We start from the raw sequence: 22093 nt of genomic DNA on the forward strand, positions 1-22093 counted from the left end.
TTGCTCCTAGAATCTGTCTATTCTGTAAGGGGTTAAATCTATGCTAGTTTTCTCACCTAAGCAAAGTTGTGAGACAATTTGTGCTGTAATTGCCGCTTGGGTCAGACCTAAATGTTGATGACCAAAAGCAAATACAATATTTTTATTATTGGGTGCTGTATTTAATACAGGCAATGAATCAGGAAGAGAAGGGCGATGACCCATCCACGTGGTTTTAACGGTTTGTCTTTCGATACCGTTAACTAGCGATTTAGCGTGATCTAAAAGCATAGTCGCTCTTGTCATGTTTTCAGCGGCTTCCAGTCCTGCAAACTCTACGGTGCCAGCTAATCTAAGCCCTTGCTTCATCGGGGTTATAATAAATTGTCTATCGGCTGAAGCTACAGGGCGTTTCAAACAAGTCGAATTATCAACCATGGCATGGTAACCACGCTCGGTATCTATCGGTACTTTAAAACCAAGTTGTTTTGCTAAAGGTTTGCTCCAAGCACCGGTCGAAACTACGACTTTAGCAAACTGATGTTTGGAGCCTGATGCGAGCTCTATCATCACCCCATTATTGTTAGGAACAATTCGTGCCACTTTATCTTTTTTAAACACTAAGCCCTGAGCCTCTGACATTTTATATATTGCTTGGCATAAGTCATATGGGTCAACGCTGTGGCCAACCTCAGTAAAATATAAAGCTTGTTTAATGTTTTTAGTTAGACTTGGTTCTAGTACAAAAACCTCATCACCTTTTAAGTGTTTAACTGCGACGCCATTTGATCGAAATGATTCAGCCATAAACGCAGCCAGTTTAAAATCTTCATGTTCAAAGGTGAGTAGGCTGCCATCTTCATGGATCAATTTTTTGAAGTTTTCTGCACCTAATAAATTTTTATACGCAGGTAGTGATGCTTCGTTTAATTGCCTAAGTGCCTTGGTATGCGCACTAAATTTTGACTTAGACATGTTAATTAGGAAGCGAGTGAACCAAGGTAAGGCTTTTAATAGATATAACCAATCTATTCTTAAAGCGCCTTTTGGATTTAACAACATACTAGGAAGTTTTGGTAATAAACTCGCTTGTGCGAGTGGGAAAACTTGTTCAGTAGCAAAGTGACCGGCGTTACCTTTCGAACATTTTTCTGCTATACCGTGTTCATCAAATAATGTGACTGAAAAGCCAGCATCAGTCAGACTTTTCGCATTGCAAAGCCCAATGATCCCAGCGCCGATAACAGCAATATGTTGCTTTTCTTGCATTGATTGTCTCCAAAATACCTTGAAAGCCTAATTTCAAGATATTGCATGTATCTATTTTTTAGTTTGCATAGAAAACTTTTGTCGTCTTCAAACTGTAAGATTTATTAATACTTTCAGTTGCTTAATCTTTTAAATGTCAATAAGTGTTTAGAACGATAAAAACTTTTAAAGAAAAATACACAGCAGAATATTGAACATTGTATACAATATGCGTAGGATGTAAACCATAAAAGGTAAAGAGGAAAGACAATGAACATTAATTGCCAAGTTATGTATTCAGTAGTTGCTCCGCAATTAAATGAAAGTTTTATGAATCAACTCCAAAATGCTGTGAACACGAATACGGTTCTTAGCTTAGTTAAGCAGGGTTATTAATATGCGAAAAGGGACATTTTCTTGTATCGATGGCCACACTTGCGGCAACCCAGTACGCTTAATCACCAGTGGTCACCCATACCTTAAGGGTGAAACGATGAGCGAAAAACGTCAGCACTTTCTTGCCGAGTTTGATTGGATCCGTCAATCACTGATGTTTGAGCCGCGCGGGCACGATATGATGTCAGGTTCATTTATTTATCCACCGACAACTGATGATGGCGATGCAGCTATTTTATTTGTTGAAACCTCCGGTTGTTTACCTATGTGTGGTCACGGCACAATTGGCACCGTAACGTTTGCACTTGAAAACGCACAAATGTATCCAAAAGTACCTGGTAAATTAAAGCTAGATACGCCAGCAGGGCGTGTAAATGCAGAATACTCTATGGTTGATGGCAAAGTTGAATGGGTAAAAATATTCAATGTGCCAGCTTTCTTAGCTTATGAAAATATTGAAGTTGAAGTGCCAGAGCTAGGCAAGTTAACGGTTGATATCTCTTATGGTGGAAACTACTACATTATTGTTGAGCCACAGGAAAACTTCCCGGGTATCGAAAACTGGTCTGCTGCCGAAATTCTTAAATATAGTCCGCTTGTTCGCACAGCAATAAATCAGTTGCTTGAGTGTGTGCATCCAGAAGATCCCACCGTAAAAGGTGCGTCGCATCTTCTTTGGACTGGCAAACCAAAACACGCAGAATCTAGCGCTGCAAATGCGGTATTCTATGGCGATAAAGCAATAGACAGATCGCCATGTGGCACGGGCACAAGTGCAAGAATGGCGCAGTTATTTGCAAAAGGTAAATTACTGCCTGGTGAAGATTTTGTCCACGAAAGTTACATTGGCAGCCAGTTCGTTGGTTGCATCGAAGGCGTTACTGAAGTAGCGGGTAAAACAGCAATTCTACCAAGTATCAAAGGATGGTCGAAAGTAACGGGCACTAGCAACATTAGCGTGGATGATAGTGACCCGTATGCTTTTGGCTTTCAAGTTGTATAACAAATTTAAACTAGACTAAAACCAGCAATTAGTAGCTGGTTTTTTCATTGAGGAGAAAAAGATGGAAATTAGCGGTGCAAGTTTTATCGCGGGTGAATGGTTAAAGGATGCGGATGCATCAGTATTTCATGCCTTTTCACCAAAGCGCCATGAGCCAATCGATACTCAGTTTTTCGAAGCAAGCCAAGACATGCTTGCAACAGCGATCAATGAAGCTGAAAAAGCATTTAAAGTTTATAGAAAGACTTCTCTTATTGAGCGTGCAACATTCTTACATGCTATTGCAGATGAAATAGAAGCCCTAGGTGATCAACTGCTTGAAGTGACTCACGAAGAGACAAACTTGCCGTTTGCCCGTTTACAAGGCGAGCGCGGTCGTACTATGAATCAGTTACGTGCTTTTGCACAAGGTTTAGAGCAAAGCCAAAACGGCATTGTAAACCTTAGTGTATTAGACGAAGCAGACCCTGCACGTGCACCGTTAGCTAAGCCTCGTACCCAACTTGACTTTATTCCTGTCGGTGTTGTTGCTGTTTTTGGTGCTTCAAACTTCCCATATGCATTCTCGACGCTTGGTGGTGATACGGCATCGGCACTTGCTGCAGGTTGCCCAGTTGTTATGAAAAGCCATACTGCGCACCCAGCAACCAGCGAGTTAATGACCCGAGCTATTGAAAAAGCGATTGAGAAGTGTGATATGCCAAAAGGTGTATTCTCAATGATCCAAGCGAAGAAATACGACATGGCACATGCACTTGTTGCAGCAGACCCGATTAAAGCGATCGGTTTCACGGGCTCAATGTCTGTCGCGAGTAAATTAATCGAGACGATTAATTCTCGTGAAGAAGCTATTCCATTCTATGGCGAGTTAGGCAGTATTAATCCGCAGTTTGTGTTACCAGAAATGGCTGAACAAAATGGCGAAGAGCTTGGTGCGAATTTATGTAATTCAATGTTGATGGGCAATGGCCAATTTTGTACTAGCCCAGGTCTTTGGTTAGTACCAAATAGCTCAATTGCATTACTAGAAAGCGTTAAGAAAACTGTGGCTGCAAGCAGTTCAGATACTTTATTATCACCAAATATTCTGAATAGCTTCAAACAAGCCATGATTGAGCGCTCAGATATCGAGGGTGTAGAGCTTTTGGCAGTGGCAGAGTTATCTGAAGAGTTTCATGCAAATGCCCATATCTTTAAAACTGATATTGGCACTTACTTGAATACACCTTCATTAAATGAAGAAGTGTTTGGTCCAGCTGCTATGTTGGTGACCTACGATACTTTAGCTCAGCTAGAAAGCCTAGTTGATGGTCTAGAAGGTCAGTTAACAGCATCAATTCATGGCACGGGCAATGATTTAGCATCGGCATCTGATCTAAGTGAAGATCTACAGTACAAAGTAGGGCGTTTAATCGAGAATCAAATGCCTACTGGCGTTGAAGTTTGTGCATCAATGAACCATGGTGGTCCATTCCCATCTTCAACAGACGTACGTTCAACCTCAGTTGGCTTGAATGCGATTCAACGCTTTTTACGTCCAATTTGTCGTCAAAGTGCGGTTTAATCTAAGTATTGAATTTCTCTATTCGCATATTTAATGCAAAAAAAGACCCAGAGTACAGGTTACTCTGGGCTTAGGGGACGGCTCATTTGAGCCAATGCGTTAACTTAAAACACCTTTCTAACAATCAGGGAGAAGTAAGAAAGTAATTTAATTGTAGTTAACTCTTAACAAAAACTACAAATAAACAACATAAAATAAACCCTTTAATTATCAATAGTATATATTCTTATAAGAATTTAGTCTAAAAACTTAACCTGACTGCTTACACGGCCATTCAATAACTCTATTATTCATAACCAAATCTCTAGGTAATGAGTTTTTAATCTTATTTTTTTGCCATTTCCCTAAACCTATCGGTGCACCACAAAGGGTTAAAATAACCTCACCGCTATGATTAGAGACTGTTTCAAGTCGAATATCTTTACCTTGATAATAATCTGCAGCTTGTGATTGGGTAAGCGCATAGGTGTTATTTTCTGCAAGTTTGCCAAGTGCTGTTGCAAATTCATGTTCAAGCCGCACGCCATTTTTATGGGTTGTGCCTAACTTGATCCCGATACGAGAATATTTGATTTTGTTTTCAATTTCAGAGAATCTTTCAGGAAAAAGCCAGAGCTCTTTGTCACGAACTGTCAGCTCACCAGGTAGTGATTTAATTCCAAACTGTTTTTTGATTGCTGACATGAAGCTATTTGTTAACTTTGTTTCAGCCGATGAAAACGGGAAAGCGCCTTTTTTGGTTTTTAAATTCGGGTTATCAACTGATTTTAACTTTTTAAATTTAGCGATGAAAAAGCCTTCGCTGTCAAAAATCTGAGGCCATACATGCAAATAGCCTTCTGAAGTACAGGCTTTATCTGCATTTTCAAAAAGTGCATTTAATGGTTCGATTTCAACACAGTCACCAAATTGCTCAAGCAGATACAGACAAACCGCTTGGTTTTCAACAGGCGTGAGTGTACAGGTTGAGTAAATTAAAGAGCCACCGGGTTTCAGAGCAAAGAATGCGCTCTTGATAAGTTGTTTTTGTACATTGGCAATATCAATATTTGACTCAACAGACCAATTTTTTAAAGCGTCAGCATCTTTTCTGACTGTGCCTTCACCAGAACAAGGTGCATCAAGCTGAATGTTATCGAAACACTCAAACATATAATCGCCAAAGACAGCACCGTCAAAATGAGACAGTGCGCAGTTATGTACGCCCATACGCTTCATATTGGCAGCAAGTACTTTTAATCGTGAAGATGAAAGTTCGTTTGCAATAAGAATACCTTGGTTACCCATCATTGCCGCTATTTGTGACGTCTTAGAACCTGGTGCGGCAGCCATATCTAGGACTATGTCTTGTTCACCTAAACTTGTTTCAAGTGCCATTGGGGGTAACATTGAGCTGGCTTCTTGTACATAAATGCCACCACTCAAGTGAATATCTGTACAGCCTAGAGGCAGGGCCTCTTCCTCTTCAGCACTACGCTCTAGCCAAAAACCTGTGTCACACCAAGGAACAGCTTCAATTTCCCAGTTATGTTCTGAACAGTATTGTTTAAATTCAGTGACTGTCATCTTCAAAGTATTCACTCTGACAGAGCGCCTTAGAGGCTTTTGACAATACTCAATAAAAGACTCGATGCTTAAATTTTCTGGCAAATAAGTTTGCACATCGTCAATAAAGTTTTGCGGGATAAAAGTAGAATGATTCAAAATTTGGTCAACTGAGCTTACTATTTTTTGCAATTTTAACAGTTACAAAAAAAAATACTTTTAAATAAATCTGATGATTAGCTTTAAAATCTTACATTTAGTTAAAAATTCTTATTTTTATTGTTTTGCATTAGTACTAAAGTGTATTTAACACCCATAAGTAGGATCTAGAGCCATGCTTAAGAAAAATACCTTAATATTTTTTTTTGCAGTGATGCTGAGTGGTTGTGGAGGTGGAAGTTCAGAGAGTGCTGATACACAAAGCGTTCCAGAATCAAATTCAAGTGATGCTTCAGGCTCAAGCGATGACTCAGGCTCAAGCGATGACTCAGACTCAAACGATAATTCAGGCTCAAACGATAATTCAGGTTCAAATGATGATTCAGCTGAAGAAGAGCCAAGTCCACCCGATATTTCCACAAGTGTTAGCTCAGACACTTATCAAGCAGGAGAAAAAGTTAGCTTTTCAGTTAATCTCTCAGAGCAAGATGCTAAAACAAGTACCATAGAGTGGCAGCAGTTATCTGGCCCTACAATTGAAATTACAACTGATTTAACAGTTGAGTTTTCGATTGATGAAAATGTATCTGCCCTAGACGAGCATTACCATTTTATTGTAACTGTTACTAATGAAGCGGGCTTATCCTCTCAAGAAGAAATAAAATTTTCAGTAATTAAAGCCATGTCAGAACAGCAATCAGCTCGTCTCCTTCATCAAGCAACACTAGGTCCTACTTATGACGAAATTCAAACAGCTACAGGTAAAAGTTACGAGCAGTGGTTAGATGAGCAAATCCAGTTGCCAATTACATACCACAGTCCATTAGTCGAGAATTACCCTGATAGAGATGAGCCAAGTCAAATCAATCGTATTGATGCCTGGTGGAAGGCAAGTTTAAATGCCAATGATCAACTTCGCCAGCGTGTAGCGTTTGCTTTGAGTGAAATATTCGTTGTTTCTGATTTAAATACTTCACTCAGTGGAGAGCCTGAAGGCATGGCCGCATATTATGATTTATTGCTAGAGCATGCATTTGCAAACTATCGAGACCTTTTAGAGCAAGTCACTTTATCACCTATTATGGGTGTGTACTTAAGCCATTTAGGCAATGAAAAAGCCGACGTTGAGCGAAATATCAGACCAGATGAGAATTACGCCCGAGAAGTCATGCAATTATTCACGATTGGCTTAAATGAGTTAAATCTAAATGGTACGAATAAGCTGGACGAAAATGACGAAGTGATCGCTACATATGGCCAGCAAGAAATAGAGGGCTTTGCTCGTGTATTTACAGGCTGGACGTTTGCATATAGTGCAAGATGGAATAGACCAAGTAGAAATTATACTTTACCTATGCATGCGTTTGATGATTATCACTCTTCGGCTGAAAAAGTTTTACTTAATGGTGAAGTCATTCCTGAAAATACCAATGCAGAACAAAGTTTAGCTATTGCATTGGATAACTTATTTAATCATGACAATGTGGCACCATTTATTTCAAAGCAATTGATTCAAAGATTAATCACTTCAAATCCAAGTCCTGGTTATGTTGAGCGGGTTGCAGCAGTATTTAATGACAATGGTGATGGGATCAGAGGCGATTTAGCTGCCACAGTAAAAGCAATTTATCTAGATAATGAAGCTAGAGGTTTAGAAACGCCACTTGCACACTTTGGGAAAATTAAAGAACCATTGTTGAAAACTGTACAGTTTTGGCGAGTGTATAATACTAAGTCACTGACAAACAGGTATTTCACATGGAACTTACCAACGACTTACGGGCAAGGACCATTACAGTCTCCATCGGTTTTTAATTTTTTCAGACCCGACTTTCAGCCAGGAGAGCTAGTTGATACTGAATTGTTGGCACCAGAATTACAAATAGCGAATGATGCTGCATTAATAGGTATTGTGAACACACATTATGCAGATTTAGTTTGGCGCGTTGCAGAAAGACATGATGAGTTAAATGAAAATAGTCTTTATCTCTATATGCAAGACGATCATGAATTGATAAATATGAATGGTTTAAGTGCAGTATTAGACAAATACGATATCTTATTTTTTGCTGGCAACATGTCTGAAGAAATGCGCCAAGCACTTATTGATATGGACGAATTTTTTGCCACAAGAGACAGTTACCAACGTATTTCAAATCTTGTCTATTTAATTTCAATTTCACCAGAATTTACTTTACAGCAATAGGAGCGAGTCATGAATAGAAGAAAATTTTTATCTTATTGCTTAAAAGGTGGCGTCTCAATGGCCGCATTGACTCAATTACAATTACAAGCTTTTCAAGGTTCTTTGTCGTATGAGTTTGATGATCATAAAGCATTGGTCTGTGTATTTTTATATGGCGGTAATGATTCTCTGAATATGTTGGTTCCCATTGAAGGTGAAGCACGAGCCTTGTATGAAGCTAGCCGACAGAATCTGGCTGTTTCAAACCCACTTTCACTATCTCCAATCACAGCTATTGATGGCGGCGTAGGTCTTCACCCCTCAATGAGTGCCATTCAACCTGTTTTTGAATCTCAAAATCTAGCTTTTATTTCTGGTGTAGGTAGTTTAGTAGTACCTACAAGTAAAGCTGATTATGATAATGAAGCTGTGCCACTACCCAAGCATTTATTTTCACATAATGACCAGCAAGCTACTTGGATGCATGGCAGAGAGAAGATCTCTTTAAACAGTGGGTGGGGTGCCAGATTACTTGAAAGAATTGAACAAGGGGGAGCATTTGTGAATAATATCTCGCTAGCTGGTACAAACCCTTGGCAAACGAGTGCAAATTTAACTCCATTTTCTCTTCACCAAAGTGGTGTGAGTCGGATTAATCCAATCAATGGCACCTCAAACCGAGCAACTCATGTGCGTGATATTATGACCAGAGTACTATCACAATCCACTCACCCATTGGCGAGTACTTATGGCACCAAGGTACAAAGCGCTATAACTAATACTGAAGCAATGAATTCAGCAATAGAATCAAGTATTGACTTAAGTAGCTATTTTTCAGATAGCAGTTTATCGCAGCAACTCCATACCGTGGCTAAGTCTATTTCGGTTAGACAAACCCTTAATGCCAAAAGGCAAATATACTTTGTGAGTATGGGAGGGTTTGATACACATGATAATCAATTAACGACGCACCCCGCATTACTTGGTGCTTTGTCTCAATCTCTAGCTGAATTTAATACTGCCATGTCTGCAATTGAGGCAAGTAATGATGTGACATTATTCACCATGAGCGATTTTGGTCGCACGCTTACTTCTAACGGAGATGGTACAGATCATGGTTGGGCTGGTAATCAAATTGTCATGGGCGGCGCCGTGAATGGCGGAGAAATTTATGGCTCGTTGATGACACAACACCTGGATGGACCAAATGACACGCGAGGCGGTCGATTAATCCCACAAGTAGCAAATGAACAATACTTTTCGTCCATGGCGCAGTGGTTTGGTTTAGCAAATAGCGAATTAGTTGATCTTTTTCCAAACTTAACGAACTTTGATACCCATTCTTTATCTTTTATGAATATCTAGTTTCTAAAAACCCAAAAGGATATTGTATACAATAATGGTTTGAGTTATTTTATGCCTATGATTTGGTCATGAAATAACTGCAATGCTAACTAGATATATTCAGCGTCAGCAACACTTGCTTGATATTTTACAAGAGCAAGATATTGAAAATTTGTTGGTTTTTAATTACGAAAATATTCTTTATTTAACGGGCTATAGTGGTAATGCAGCCTACTTAATTGTTTCTTCGAAAGGTTTTTGGCTCATAACGGATTATAGATATTTTGAAAGAGCCAAGACTGAAAGTTTTGGTTGTGAATTGATTTGCAGGGATAGAGATACTGAGTCTTTAGGGGCATGCATCAAACGCCTTCTACCAAAAGGTAAAACGGCTTTTGAAAGTATTTCTATTAACGTCGCGCTTTGGTCATCCATAGAGAAACATCTAAACTTAGATAGTATTTCTCCATTAGATGGTAGTGTTGAAAAATTAAGAATGGTGAAAGATGAATACGAAATTGCCTCGATAAAAAAAGCGGCAGCTATCGCGGATCTTGCTTTAAGCGATTTACTTACCCAGATCTCAGTTGGCGTCACAGAATTGGATTTAGCGACTGAGCTAGATTATAAAATGAAGAAGTTAGGCTCAGATGGTGTTAGCTTCGATACGATATTATTATTTGCACAACGCAGTGCACTTCCACATGGAAAGCCGGGTGAAACCCAACTTAAATATGGTGATCTGCTACTAGTTGATTTTGGTGCAGTCATTAATGGCTATCGTTCTGATATGACTCGAACATATGTTTTTGGTGAAGCGAACTCTCGCCAACAAGATATGTATGATGCAGTGTTATCATGTCAAATTACATCTCTTAATAGTTTAAAAGCGGGCTTAGATTGCCAAGCATTAAACAATATATCCACTAAGATACTGACCGAAGCCGGGTATGGAGATTATGCGGGTAAAGGGTTAGGGCACGGGGTCGGTTTAGCCTTACATGAAGTCCCTTTTATAAATCCGAACACAAACTACAAATTAGAAGCTGGCAACATTATCACCATTGAGCCAGGCGTATATATTCCTCAAGTAGGTGGAGTACGAATAGAAGACGATGTACTTATAACTGAATCGGGCTTTGAATTTTTAACACATGCATCTAAATCGTTTGTAATCAATTAAGGTTAATTAATGAAAATCATATCAGAACAACAAGTACACCAATGCCTTAACTTTGATAAAGTGATTAACGCATTAAAAAAGGATTTGCAAAACCTGCTGGCACACCTACTAGGCAGGTCTTTGAATTATCTGAAAATGAAAGCAATCACGACGCCTTTGCAGTGCTTCCTGCATGGAATGACGAAGTGATAGGTGTAAAATCTTTTACTTATTTTCCATCTAATTCAGATCATGGCTATAAAAGCTTATATTCTAAAATCATGTTGTTTAATAGGTCGCATGGAGAACCTTTAGCATTAGTTGATGGTACGAGTGTCACCTTGTGGCGAACTGCTGCAGTTTCTGCATTGGCTAGTCAATATTTATCCAGGGTAAATAGTAAACACCTTATATTTTTTGGTACAGGTAATTTATCTACTTATATGATCGGTGCACATATCAGCGTGCGAAATATTGAAAAAGTAACGATCATTGCTCGTAATCATGATAAAGCTCAAAGCTTACAATCGAGCATGAAATCTAAATATCCAAATATTGAATTTTTAGTAGGTAAATCGGATGAAGCTACGATTCGTTCTGCAGACATTATAAGTTGCGGCACAGGTTCACATATCCCTCTATTTGATGGTAATTGGCTAAGTGAAGGAACTCACATTGATCTAATAGGCAATCATCATAAAAAATTCAGAGAATGTGATACCAAGAGCGTGATCCGTTCAAAAGTATTTGTTGATAGTAAAAAGAATGTATTGAACGAGGCAGGAGAGTTACTAATCCCCATCGCTGAGGGTGTGTTTTCTGAGCAAAAAGTAGTTGCTGAGTTAAGCCAATTTCATGAATTAGAAATGCGTCGTTCTGATGACATTACATTGTTTAAATCTGTTGGGACTGCATTAAGTGATTTACTGACAGCAAATCTAGTGTTTAAGTCACAATTATGATTTGGTTAAGTATATTGGCTGCTTTATTATTCTTCTTAGCTATTTATGTGATGTGGCAAAGTAAGAAAAAGCAGCTAAAAAAACGAGTATGGCGGCAAGTACAAGTAGACAACCTTGTTAAAGTAAAACAACATAAAGCGGGACCACTTGAAATGTTAAGTGAGTCTAGTTTGCTGGTGGAGTTTACGTTCAATGATGAAAGCTTTTGTTGTCAAACCTCATTCAGAACCGATATATATAATTCTTTTAAAGCTGAAGAAGCGACTTTTATATTGATAGATCCTGATAATCCAAAGCAGTGTTACCATAATGTTTGTCAACAAACAAAGTTTGCAAAGTTATGGGTTACGTTATCTCTAATGCTTCTGATTTGCTTGATTATGATTGCAATCACGCCAAAAGGATTGGTTAATTAACTTAAAGTTTTATTTTGACTTATTATAAATATAAAAAAACCGACTGAAGTCGGTTTTTTTATATTTGGTAAACAGCGTAATTAGCTATTTTCATCCGCGTATTTTTTACATGCGTCTGTATCAACACACTCACCATAAAGGTATAGAGAGTGGTTAGTAAGCTTAATGCCATTTTGCGTAGCAATCTCAACCTGGCGAGTTTCAATAACGTCATCTTCAAACTCGATTACACGACCGCATTTTAAGCAAACTAAATGATCGTGATGAGTACTGCCAGCTAATTCAAAAACAGATTTACCACCCTCAAAGTGATGGCGGGTGACAATGCCTGCATCATCAAACTGGTTTAAAACTCGGTATACAGTCGCAAGACCAATTTCTTCACCTTTGTCTAATAAAATTTTGTACACATCTTCAGCACTGATATGTTGATTGTCAGGTGACTGTAAGATTTCTAAAATTTTAATACGTGGCAAAGTAACTTTTAACCCTGCTTTCTTTAACTCTAAGTTATGATCAGTCATATCTGTCTCAGTAAATTATTTATTTTATTTTTCTCTAGTATTGAGCACGACATTCAGTACTAAAGGTAACGCGCATTTTGACTTAGTGCAAAATTTATTACTAGTCTACTAGTTCACTTAAACACATTTCATCAAATACTTGTGCACACCAAGCTTTCACACGTTGTTCTGTTAGCTCTGGTTGACGGTCTTCGTCGATACCTAAGCCGACGAAGTGATTGTCATCAGCCATCGCTTTAGATGCTTCAAAATCATAGCCTTCAGTTGACCAGTGACCTACTACAATCGCACCACGCTCAGTAACGATGTCATTGATCATGCCCATCGCGTCTAAGAAATACTCAGCGTAATCTTCTTGGTCACCACAGCCAAAGATTGCAACAAGTTTACCTTCGAAATCGACTTCTTCTAGTTCAGGGAAAAAATCATCCCAATCGCATTGGGCTTCACCATAGTACCAAGTTGGAATACCGAACAAGATTAAATCAAACTCAGCAATTTCTTCTTTACTACTTTTAGCGATGTCTTTTACATCAACAAGCTTTTTACCAAGCTCTTTTTGAATCATCTTAGCAACGTGCTCAGTGTTACCAGTATCGCTACCGAAAAAAATACCTACGCTTGCCATGTAATACTTACCTTCTATCTATTATTCGCTAATTTCTCTTGCAAGATGGTTTCTATCAGTGCACTTCGACTGATATTTTGCGCTTGAGCCATATCACTTAAAGCATCGTAAAGCTCTGATGATACTTTAAACTCAACACGTTTTAACCCTCTCGCTCTATCACGTTTGATCTGGTTTCTTTTATTAACCTTTAACTGCACTTCACGTGGCAGTGGGTTGGTTTTAGGTCGACCAGGACGTTTTTCATTTTCAAAAAGATCGATCGTTGTACGATCGGTTTCAGACTTGGCCATGTTTATCCTACGCCAGCGCCTTGCCAAAAAGCTTGAATTAGCCCTTTAGCGATAAAACCAGAGCAACCTAAAAATAATACGAGCCAAACAATATATCGACCAAATTTTGGCACATCACCTTTTTTAAGAACGTCATTTATTGCCATTCCAATAAAGAAGAAAATGCCAGCTAAACCGAAATACAGTCCCATGGTTTCAAACTGTTGAATATACTGATTGGCCATACTTGCTCTAACTAATATTTAAACGGCAGGTACTATACCATAACCGAGTATCATAATTTAATAGTGCTTTTTTAAAAACTCGTGAATTATTGAAGAAAATCAATAATTGAACGATTGACTGCAGCTGGTTTTTCAGCGTGTAACCAATGACCAGCACCATGAATGACTTTAGCCTTTGAATTTGGAAACAAAGACACGATCGCTTCACGATGTTCTGCTAATATATAATCAGAGTCATTACCCTTAATAAATAAGGTAGCACATGAGCAAGAATGAGTCTCATTAATATTTGAAATGATTTTTGAATAGTTATCAACAATCGTGTCTAGGTTAAACTTCCACTGATAGCCTGTTTCAACTTTAGTGAGACTTTTTAAAAGAAACTGTCTAACCCCCATTTCTTCGATATAATTTTTCATTAAAGTGTCAGCTTCAGCTCTAGATTTTACAGATGCATTATCAATAGTCTGCAGAGCTTGTATTATTTTATCATGACGAGGGTGATAATTTACTGGAGCAATGTCTAACACAACGAGCTTATCAACAATGTCGTTATTTAGCATTGCCAATTGCATGGCGACTTTACCGCCCATAGAATGACCAATGATATGCGCTTTCTCTATGTTTAAATCACTTAATAATGACAACACATCATTTGCCATTGCTGGATATGACATTTCAACGTCATGAAATGATGAGCCGTGATTTCTTAAGTCTACGTTTATAACAGTAAAAGACTCCGATAGCGCTTTTGCTATGATATTCAAATTTTCTAATGATCCAAACAGACCATGCATAATGACGACTACTGGTCCTTGACCTGTTTGTTTATAATTTAATTGCATTTTGCACTCCAAGACATTATGCGGTAATTTTGCCAGTGTAATCACGAATTGCAAAGGCATAGTCTATTGAAGCATTTCATTATATAATCCTCGTGATGCACCAAAATCAGTAATGACAGGAAAAGCATGAAAAAAATAGAAATAGATGACGAGCTTTATCAATATATTGCCAGTAATACGCAAAGCATTGGTGAAAGTGCCTCAGACATACTCCGTCGTTTATTAAAACTCTCTCCTAGTGAATCAGCTCAAAATAATGGCGTTGTTGAAGAAAAACAAGAACAGTCAGAGCAAGTTGTAGAGCAGAGCGTCACAAAACTGACCTCTAGAACTGCTAACGTATTTAATATTCTTAATAAAGAAGAGCTCGCTATGCAAAAAGGTGTAGTCGGCCGCTTCTTGTTTATTTTAAGTGCATTACATCGCACGCATAAAGAAAGCTTTGACTCAGTACTTGAGATCAAAGGTAGAGATAGAATTTATTTTGCTAAAAGCAAAGAAGCCTTATTAGAAAGTGGCAGCAGTATGAACCCGAAGAATATTGCAGAAAGTGAATATTGGGTCATGACCAACTCTAATACTACGCGTAAGAAAATGATGTTACACGAGGTTGCTCTGGGTTTAGGGTATAAAGAATCTGAAGCTGAAACCATTCGCGATTACCTATAAGGACGTACTATGTCAATTCATTCGGGTGCTGGCAAACCAGCGAAACACGACACATTAGTGAATATTCCAAAACTTGTCTCGGCTTATTATCTAAATGAACCAGATTTAGAACAAAACCCTGAGCAATGTGTTGCTTTTGGCACATCAGGTCACCGTGGATGTTCGTTGAATGTTAAGTTTAATGAATCTCATATTCTAGCTATTACTCAAGCAATTTGTGATTATCGAAAAGCGAATAATATCTTTGGCCCATTATTTTTAGGTAAAGATACTCATGCGCTATCAGAAGCAGCATTTAATTCTGCAATTGAAGTATTAGTTGCTAATGAAGTGCAAGTCATTACGCAAGAAAATGATGATTACACGCCAACACCTGTGATTAGCCATGCGGTGGTTTGCTATAACAAAGCACATCCTCATGAATTAAGTGATGGTATTGTTGTTACCCCTTCGCACAATCCACCTGAAGATGGTGGCTTTAAATATAATCCACCAAATGGTGGTCCTGCAGATACAGATATCACCAAATGGATTGAAGACAGAGCCAATCAGTTATTACTAGAAGATTTAGTTGAAGTAGAGTTATTTCCTTTTGCTAAAGCAAAACAATCAGGCTTTATTAAGTATGAAGATTTAATCACACCTTATGTTGATGATTTAATCAATATTGTTGATCTTGAAGCGATTTCAAAAGCAGACGTGAAAATCGGTATCGATCCGCTAGGTGGTTCTGGTATTAACTTCTGGCCAGTGATCAAAGAAAAGTACGGCCTAGATTTAACAGTTGTAAACCCTGAAGTTGATCCTCGCTTTGCATTTATGCCTCTAGATAAAGATGGCAAGATCCGCATGGATTGTTCGTCACCTTATGCGATGGCAAACTTAATTGCGTTAAAAGATGACTTCGATATTGGTATCGGTAACGATCCAGATTATGACCGCCATGGCATAGTAACCAAAGATGGTTTAATTAACCCAAATCATTTCCTAGCGGTTGCAATTGATTATTTGCTTACTCATCGTGATTGGGCGAAAGACATTAAAGTGGGTAAAACATTGGTGTCTTCAGCGATGATCGACAAAGTGGTTAAATCTTTAGATAAAGAAGTGTTTGAAGTACCAGTAGGCTTCAAATGGTTTGTAAAAGGTTTAAGTGAGCAGTGGCTCGCATTCGGTGGTGAAGAAAGTGCCGGTGCGTCATTCTTACGCCGTGATGGAACAGTTTGGAATACCGACAAAGATGGCTTTATATTAGGTCTACTTGCAGCCGAAATATTAGCTGTAACAGGTAAAACACCATCAGAACGGTACAAAGAGCTTGAAGCAGAGTTCGGTGCGCCAATTTACAAACGTATTGATGCCCCCGCTAATGCAGCGCAAAAAGCAAAATTAAAAGCGCTTAGTGCTGCAGATGTGACTGCAGATACACTAGCAGGTGACAAGATTGTTGAAAAGCTCACTGAAGCACCAGGTAACAAAGCTGGAATTGGTGGCTTAAAAGTAGTCACTGAGTCAGGCTGGTTTGCTGCTCGTCCATCAGGCACTGAAGATATTTACAAAATTTACCTTGAATCTTTCAAAGGTGAAGAACATCTAGCGTTACTAGAACAAGAGGCCAAAGCGCTTGTTGACTCTGTAATTAGCTAAACAGTTTATTCTATAAAAGCCATGCTCAAGCATGGCTTTTTTATTTATACACTCTCACAAAAGGGGACAGTATGTACCTTGAAACACTTAAAAAGTCAGGTGACTTTTTATCGATTACACGCGACAACGAATTTCATTTAGAACCGACTTCATTTGCCCTTGCAAATGGTACGCAAGTTGAAGTACTTGATACGGGCGTTATTAAATTCACACCTAGTGTAAAAACAACAAAAGATATCGTTTTATCAAGTGCGGTGCATGGTAATGAGACTGCACCCATTGAAATTTGTGATGAACTGATCCAACACATTATCTTAGGCAAGTTAGAACTTAAGCAACGCGTACTGTTTATTTTTGGTAATCCAAAGTCAATTAACATTGGTGAGCGATTTGTAGAAGAAAACCTAAACCGCTTGTTCAGTGGATCACATAGCAAAGGAGATGTGAAAAATGCAGAAAGAGACAGAGCGAAAAACTTAGAAGGTTATGTGACTGACTTTTTTAATGAGGCAGAAGCAGGGCGTTATCGTTGTCATTATGATTTACATACAGCGATCCGTGGTTCAAAAAATGAAAAATTTGCAGTTTATCCGTTTTTAAATGGTGAGCCTTGGAAAAAGTCACAGCTTCAATTCTTGTTATCGTGTGGCGTTAATACCGTATTAATGATGGCAGCACCGGCAACGACATTCAGTTATTTTTCTTCAAATGAATTTGGAGCAGATGCGTTTACCATAGAGCTTGGTCAGGTTAAGCATTTTGGTGAAAATGATATGGCGAGTTTTGAGAAAACCAAGCAAACACTGACTGCATTAATTAGCCAAGAAAGCGTCAAATATAAGAAATTTAATACTGAAGACTTTGAATTGTTTGAAGTGTATAGAACGATTAATAGAACACAAGAAGCATTTAGCTTTACTTTCCCAGACAGCGCAGTGAACTTCACAGGCTTTGCAAAGGGTGAGTTGTTAGCAAATGACGGCGAAAAGCAGTATTTTGCAGAAGTTGAAGGTGAAGCCATTATTTTCCCAAATGCTAAAGTTGCCTTAGGTCAACGTGCATTATTAACCGTTATTCCTATGCAAATTAATGAAAACTTCATATAAGTAACTGAATTAAAAGCTAATAGCATAGCGTATTCTTTTCTTTCCGGTAATATTTATGCAAATTAAGTGTTATTCATCTATGATCAGTTGAATAACACTTTACGTTAACGTAAAGTGTCGATAGGTTTAATTTAAACCAATTGCATAAATCGCACAGATTATTCATAAAACAACATAGCGAACGAATAAATACTTTTGAGTAGTTATTTGCATGCAAATGGATAATGACAACAAGAGAAGGTAGGTTATGATTAACCCGAATAACATATCTCTAAATATCAGCCATGCGCTGGAATTTATTGATGGCCATGCACTGAATATCCCCACCTTAAAAATTCTCGGTGACAATGGTGAAATCCTTGATGGTGCATCCGCACCAGAGCTAGACAAAGAAACAGCATTAAAAATTTATAGCACTATGCGCTTCATTCGTTTACTAGATGAACGTATGCAGGCTGCACAGCGTCAAGGTCGTGTTAGTTTTTACATGCAATGTCTTGGTGAAGAAGCTGCTGTGACAGCAAGTGCTGCAGCGCTTAAACATGATGACATGATCATGGCCCAATACCGCGAGCAAGCAGCGCTCGCTTATCGTGGTTTTAGCCTAGATAACTTTATGAATCAAATGTTCTCAAATGAACTTGATTTAGGTAAAGGTCGTCAGATGCCAATCCACTATGGCTCTAACGAACTTAATTATATGACGATTTCTTCACCGCTTGGTACGCAAATCCCGCAAGCGACAGGGTATGCGTATGGTCAAAAATTGAATCATATCGATGCTGCAACCGGTGAACTAGCTTCTGAAATTGATAACGTGACTATTTGTTATTTCGGTGAAGGTGCTGCATCTGAAGGTGACTTCCATGCGGGTTTAAACATGGCTGCTGTGCATAAAGCACCGGTTGTATTCTTCGCGCGTAATAATGGTTATGCGATTTCAACGCCAGCTGATGAACAATTTAAAGGCGATGGTATTGCCGCGCGCGGTGTCGGTTATGGTATTAAGACTATTCGTGTTGATGGTACTGACACACTGGCTGTGTATGCAGCAACACAAGCTGCACGTAAAATTGCAGCAGAGCAGGGCGAGCCTGTATTAGTTGAATCGATTGCTTATCGTCTAGGTGCTCACTCAACATCAGATGATCCATCTGGCTACCGTAGTAAAGATGAAGAAGCAGAATTCAGAGCGGCTTGTCCAATCGAGCGATTCAAAAGCTGGCTATTAAAGCAAGGCTGGTTAAACGAAGCAGAAGACGAAGCGGCAAAAGATAAAATCCGTGAAGAAATACTTGCTGCATTGAAGGTTGCTGAGAAAGTACAAAAACCAGCATTAGAAGAGCTAGTTTCTGACGTATACGATACGCCAATTCCAGCACTTCAAAAACAATATGAAGAATTAAAAGAACATATTAAGCAACATCCAGAAGCGTACCCAGTGACTGCAGGGAGAATTAAATAATGGCTAAAATGAACATGCTACACGCCATTAACTCGGCGCTAGACATCACTATGGCAGAGCATCCGCAAGCCTGTATCTTCGGTGAAGATGTGGGTTATTTCGGCGGTGTATTCCGTGCAACCTCAGGTTTACAAGAAAAATACGGTAAGCACCGTGTATTCAATACGCCACTGACAGAGCAAGGTATTCTTGGCTTTGCAAACGGTTTAGCGGCTTTTGGCGCACCGGCACTGGCTGAAATTCAGTTTGCTGATTATATCTTTCCGGCATTCGATCAAATCGTGAATGAATCTGCTAAGTTCCGTTACCGCAGTGGTAATGAATTCAATGTTGGCAATCTAACAATTCGTACGCCATACGGCGGTGGTATTGCGGGTGGTTTATACCATTCACAATCTCCAGAAGCTTACTTTGCGCATACGCCAGGTTTGAAACTAGTTGTACCTCGTAACCCTTACCAAGCTAAAGGCTTATTACGTGCATGTATTAAAGACGATAACCCGGTCATTTTCTTTGAGCCTAAGCGTTTATATCGTGCCTCAGTTGGTGAAGTACCTGAAGAAGATTATGAAATCGAATTGGGTAAAGCTGAAGTCGTTAAAGAAGGCTCAGATGTAACGCTACTTGCTTGGGGTGCGCAGATGGAAATCATCGAGCAAGCTGCTGAAAAAGCAGAGGAAGCGGGTATTAGCTGTGAGATTATTGACTTACGCAGTATTCTGCCATGGGATGTTGAAACGATTGCTAAATCTGTGACCAAAACAGGCCGATTGATCATTAGTCATGAAGCACCGATCACCAATGGTTTTGGTGCTGAGGTTGCTGCAACTATTCAGCAAGAATGTTTCTTACATTTAGAGTCGCCGATTTTACGAGTGTGTGGCTTAGATACTCCTTACCCACTTGCACTTGAAAAAGAGTATGTACCAGATGCACTTAAAGTGTTCTCTGCGATTAAAAAGTCGGTTGAGTTTTAAGGATTAGACATGTCAAAAGAATTTATCTTACCTGATATTGGCGAAGGCATTGTAGAGTGCGAAATTGTTGAATGGTTAGTTTCAGTTGGTGATGAAGTAAAAGAAGATCAACCTATATGTGATGTTATGACCGACAAAGCCTTGGTACAAATCCCTGCTGTACATGATGGTGTGATTACACAATTACACTATGAAAAAGGCGAAATTGCCAAAGTACATGAGCCGCTTTTTGCTATGGATGTAGCGGGCGCAGCACCTGTCGAAGTAGCTAATGACACTCAAGCATCATCAGATACTTCAGGTTCACATTTAGAAGACTTTATTCTGCCAGACATTGGTGAAGGTATTGTTGAGTGTGAAATCGTTGAGTGGTTAGTCAGCGAAGGTGACACTATTGTTGAAGACCAAGCAGTGTGTGACGTAATGACAGATAAAGCCTTGGTACAGATCCCAGCTAAATACGATGGTGTAGTTGAAAAGCTTTATTATCAAAAAGGCGAAATTGCGCAAGTTCATAGTCCGTTATTCCAAATGCTTTTAGCTGGTGGTAATGGCAATGTTCAAACTTCTTCGGTAGCTGAAAGTAACCCAGCTGCAAAAGCAGAAACACAAAATACTGCAGTGAAAACGCAATTACCAAAAAATGGTAAAGCAATCGCGTCTCCGGCTGTTCGTCGTTTAGCACGTGAGCAAGATATCGACATTAACTTGGTACCTGGCTCTGGCAAAAATGGCCGAGTGTATAAAGAAGATATTGCTAGGTTTGTAAGCGGTGAGACTAAGCATCATGCGGTTGTTGAAACTAAACCAGCTTCAACAAACAACAATGCGCCAGTTGTGCAGGCATCTCAAGCTGTTACTTCAGGTGGCACACGTGTAGAGCCTATTCGTGGCATGAAAGCAGCAATGGCAAAACAAATGGTTTCGTCGGTCTCGACTATTCCACACTTCACATTCAGCGATGAAATCGACTTAACTGACCTGATCGCGCTTCGCAAAGAGCTTAAAGAGCAATATGCGAAAGAGGGCATTAAGCTAACCATGATGCCATTCTTTATTAAGGCACTTTCGCTTGCGATTAAAGAGTTCCCAATCGTTAACTCACAAGTAAACGACGACTGCACTGAGATCACCTATTTTGATGACCACAATATTGGTATGGCCGTAGATTCGAAACTCGGTTTATTGGTGCCAAATATCAAAGGTTGTCAGGGTAAATCTATCGTTGATGTTGCCCAGGATGTTACGCGATTAACTGATGCAGCTCGAGAAGGGCGCGTTTCACCGGATGATTTGAAGGGCGGCACAATTTCAATTTCGAATATAGGTGCAATTGGTGGTACAACCGCAACACCAATTATCAATAAGCCGGAAGTAGCGATTGTTGCACTAGGTAAATTACAACACTTACCACGTTTTGATTCACAAGGTAATGTTGTATCTCGTGCAATTATGCAAGTCAGTTGGTCTGGCGACCACAGAGTTATTGACGGTGGCACAATTGCTCGATTCAATAACCTTTGGAAAGCTTACCTAGAAAACCCTGCGAAAATGATGATGGCGATGCGTTAAGTTATTTTCAAATTAAATTTGTAAAGCCCCGCCAAGTGCGGGGTTTTTTGTTAATGACCACTTCACGTTTTTATTCTAATCCTACCTTGTCGATATTTCTTTTTTGTACCTGTTAACTCTTAATTTATGAGCAAATGTATATTTTGTTACATATTCAAGTTAACAAAATGCCAAATAAAA

General features: G+C 39.1%; 19 protein-coding genes and 1 pseudogene. 13 read left to right on the top strand and 7 right to left on the bottom strand.

Features of this window, described 5'->3' with window-relative positions; genetic code table 11:
- Positions 1–6: 6 nt before the first annotated feature.
- Positions 7–1248 carry an NAD(P)/FAD-dependent oxidoreductase gene (locus CWB72_RS01705; protein ID WP_138628779.1) on the bottom strand — a complete coding sequence of 414 codons (1242 nt, stop codon included), beginning with the start codon at positions 1246–1248 and terminating at the stop codon, positions 7–9.
- Positions 1249–1624: 376 nt separating this feature from the next.
- On the opposite strand from CWB72_RS01705, the gene CWB72_RS01710 reads away from it, so the two are divergent.
- Both CWB72_RS01710 and CWB72_RS01715 read left to right on the top strand, forming a co-directional pair.
- Positions 1625–2626, top strand: coding sequence for a 4-hydroxyproline epimerase (locus CWB72_RS01710; RefSeq protein ID WP_130253783.1), 1002 nt, complete (start codon positions 1625–1627; stop codon positions 2624–2626).
- A 61-nt stretch (positions 2627–2687) separates the two neighbouring features.
- Positions 2688–4190 carry an aldehyde dehydrogenase (NADP(+)) gene (locus tag CWB72_RS01715; protein WP_138628781.1) on the top strand — a complete coding sequence of 501 codons (1503 nt, stop codon included), beginning with the start codon at positions 2688–2690 and terminating at the stop codon, positions 4188–4190.
- Positions 4191–4439: 249 nt separating this feature from the next.
- Here CWB72_RS01715 and rsmF read toward each other — a convergent pair whose 3' ends face one another.
- Entirely contained in the window at positions 4440–5894 is a 1455-nt protein-coding gene (gene rsmF, locus CWB72_RS01720; protein WP_138628783.1) for a 16S rRNA (cytosine(1407)-C(5))-methyltransferase RsmF, read from the bottom strand.
- 175 nt (positions 5895–6069) lie between these two features.
- Between rsmF and CWB72_RS01725 the strand changes: the two genes are divergently transcribed.
- From CWB72_RS01725 to CWB72_RS01745, 5 genes and pseudogenes are all read left to right on the top strand, one after another.
- Entirely contained in the window at positions 6070–8100 is a 2031-nt protein-coding gene (locus CWB72_RS01725; RefSeq protein ID WP_252371472.1) for a DUF1800 domain-containing protein, read from the top strand.
- Between the two features lie 9 nt (positions 8101–8109).
- The gene (locus CWB72_RS01730; RefSeq protein ID WP_138628785.1) at positions 8110–9444 is read left to right on the top strand and encodes a DUF1501 domain-containing protein; all 1335 of its coding nucleotides are present in this window, start codon (positions 8110–8112) and stop codon (positions 9442–9444) included.
- Between the two features lie 82 nt (positions 9445–9526).
- Entirely contained in the window at positions 9527–10606 is a 1080-nt protein-coding gene (locus tag CWB72_RS01735; RefSeq protein ID WP_138628787.1) for a M24 family metallopeptidase, read from the top strand.
- A 9-nt stretch (positions 10607–10615) separates the two neighbouring features.
- A pseudogene (locus CWB72_RS01740) lies at positions 10616–11547 on the top strand (ornithine cyclodeaminase family protein).
- The gene (locus CWB72_RS01745; protein WP_138628789.1) at positions 11544–11963 is read left to right on the top strand and encodes a hypothetical protein; all 420 of its coding nucleotides are present in this window, start codon (positions 11544–11546) and stop codon (positions 11961–11963) included. Before CWB72_RS01740 ends, CWB72_RS01745 begins: the two are co-directional and overlap by 4 nt.
- Positions 11964–12043: 80 nt before the next feature.
- On the opposite strand, the gene fur is transcribed toward CWB72_RS01745, so the two are convergent.
- From fur to CWB72_RS01770, 5 genes are all read right to left on the bottom strand, one after another.
- A complete protein-coding gene (gene fur / locus CWB72_RS01750) occupies positions 12044–12487 on the bottom strand; it encodes a ferric iron uptake transcriptional regulator (RefSeq protein WP_130253776.1) in 444 nt (147 codons plus the stop codon).
- Between the two features lie 100 nt (positions 12488–12587).
- Positions 12588–13115: a flavodoxin FldA gene (gene fldA / locus CWB72_RS01755; protein WP_058029914.1), complete on the bottom strand. Its 528-nt coding sequence runs from the start codon at positions 13113–13115 to the stop codon at positions 12588–12590.
- A 14-nt stretch (positions 13116–13129) separates the two neighbouring features.
- A complete protein-coding gene (ybfE, locus tag CWB72_RS01760) occupies positions 13130–13408 on the bottom strand; it encodes a LexA regulated protein (protein WP_130253775.1) in 279 nt (92 codons plus the stop codon).
- Positions 13409–13410: 2 nt separating this feature from the next.
- Positions 13411–13632 (bottom strand): DUF2788 domain-containing protein, encoded by a 222-nt coding sequence (locus tag CWB72_RS01765; protein ID WP_058029912.1) that lies wholly within the window; start codon positions 13630–13632, stop codon positions 13411–13413.
- 86 nt (positions 13633–13718) lie between these two features.
- Positions 13719–14477, bottom strand: a complete 759-nt coding sequence (locus CWB72_RS01770) for an alpha/beta fold hydrolase (protein ID WP_138628791.1) — start codon at positions 14475–14477, stop codon at positions 13719–13721.
- Positions 14478–14603: 126 nt separating this feature from the next.
- On the opposite strand from CWB72_RS01770, the gene seqA reads away from it, so the two are divergent.
- The 6 genes from seqA to CWB72_RS01800 all read left to right on the top strand — a co-directional run bounded on the left by seqA (position 14604) and on the right by CWB72_RS01800 (position 21913).
- Positions 14604–15146 (top strand): replication initiation negative regulator SeqA, encoded by a 543-nt coding sequence (seqA, locus tag CWB72_RS01775; RefSeq protein ID WP_138628793.1) that lies wholly within the window; start codon positions 14604–14606, stop codon positions 15144–15146.
- Between the two features lie 9 nt (positions 15147–15155).
- Positions 15156–16793: a phosphoglucomutase (alpha-D-glucose-1,6-bisphosphate-dependent) gene (gene pgm / locus CWB72_RS01780; protein WP_138628795.1), complete on the top strand. Its 1638-nt coding sequence runs from the start codon at positions 15156–15158 to the stop codon at positions 16791–16793.
- A 71-nt stretch (positions 16794–16864) separates the two neighbouring features.
- Positions 16865–17899 carry a succinylglutamate desuccinylase gene (astE, locus tag CWB72_RS01785; protein ID WP_138628796.1) on the top strand — a complete coding sequence of 345 codons (1035 nt, stop codon included), beginning with the start codon at positions 16865–16867 and terminating at the stop codon, positions 17897–17899.
- A 247-nt stretch (positions 17900–18146) separates the two neighbouring features.
- On the top strand, positions 18147–19364 hold the full coding sequence (locus CWB72_RS01790) for a thiamine pyrophosphate-dependent dehydrogenase E1 component subunit alpha (RefSeq protein WP_138628798.1): 1218 nt from the start codon (positions 18147–18149) through the stop codon (positions 19362–19364).
- A complete protein-coding gene (locus CWB72_RS01795; protein WP_058029906.1) occupies positions 19364–20341 on the top strand; it encodes a transketolase C-terminal domain-containing protein in 978 nt (325 codons plus the stop codon). Before CWB72_RS01790 ends, CWB72_RS01795 begins: the two co-directional genes overlap by 1 nt.
- A gap of 9 nt (positions 20342–20350) precedes the next feature.
- Positions 20351–21913, top strand: coding sequence for a dihydrolipoyllysine-residue acetyltransferase (locus CWB72_RS01800; protein ID WP_138628800.1), 1563 nt, complete (start codon positions 20351–20353; stop codon positions 21911–21913).
- The last annotated feature ends 180 nt before the right edge of the window (positions 21914–22093 follow it).

Source organism: Pseudoalteromonas phenolica (assembly GCF_005886345.1).
GTDB lineage: Bacteria > Pseudomonadota > Gammaproteobacteria > Enterobacterales > Alteromonadaceae > Pseudoalteromonas > Pseudoalteromonas phenolica_A.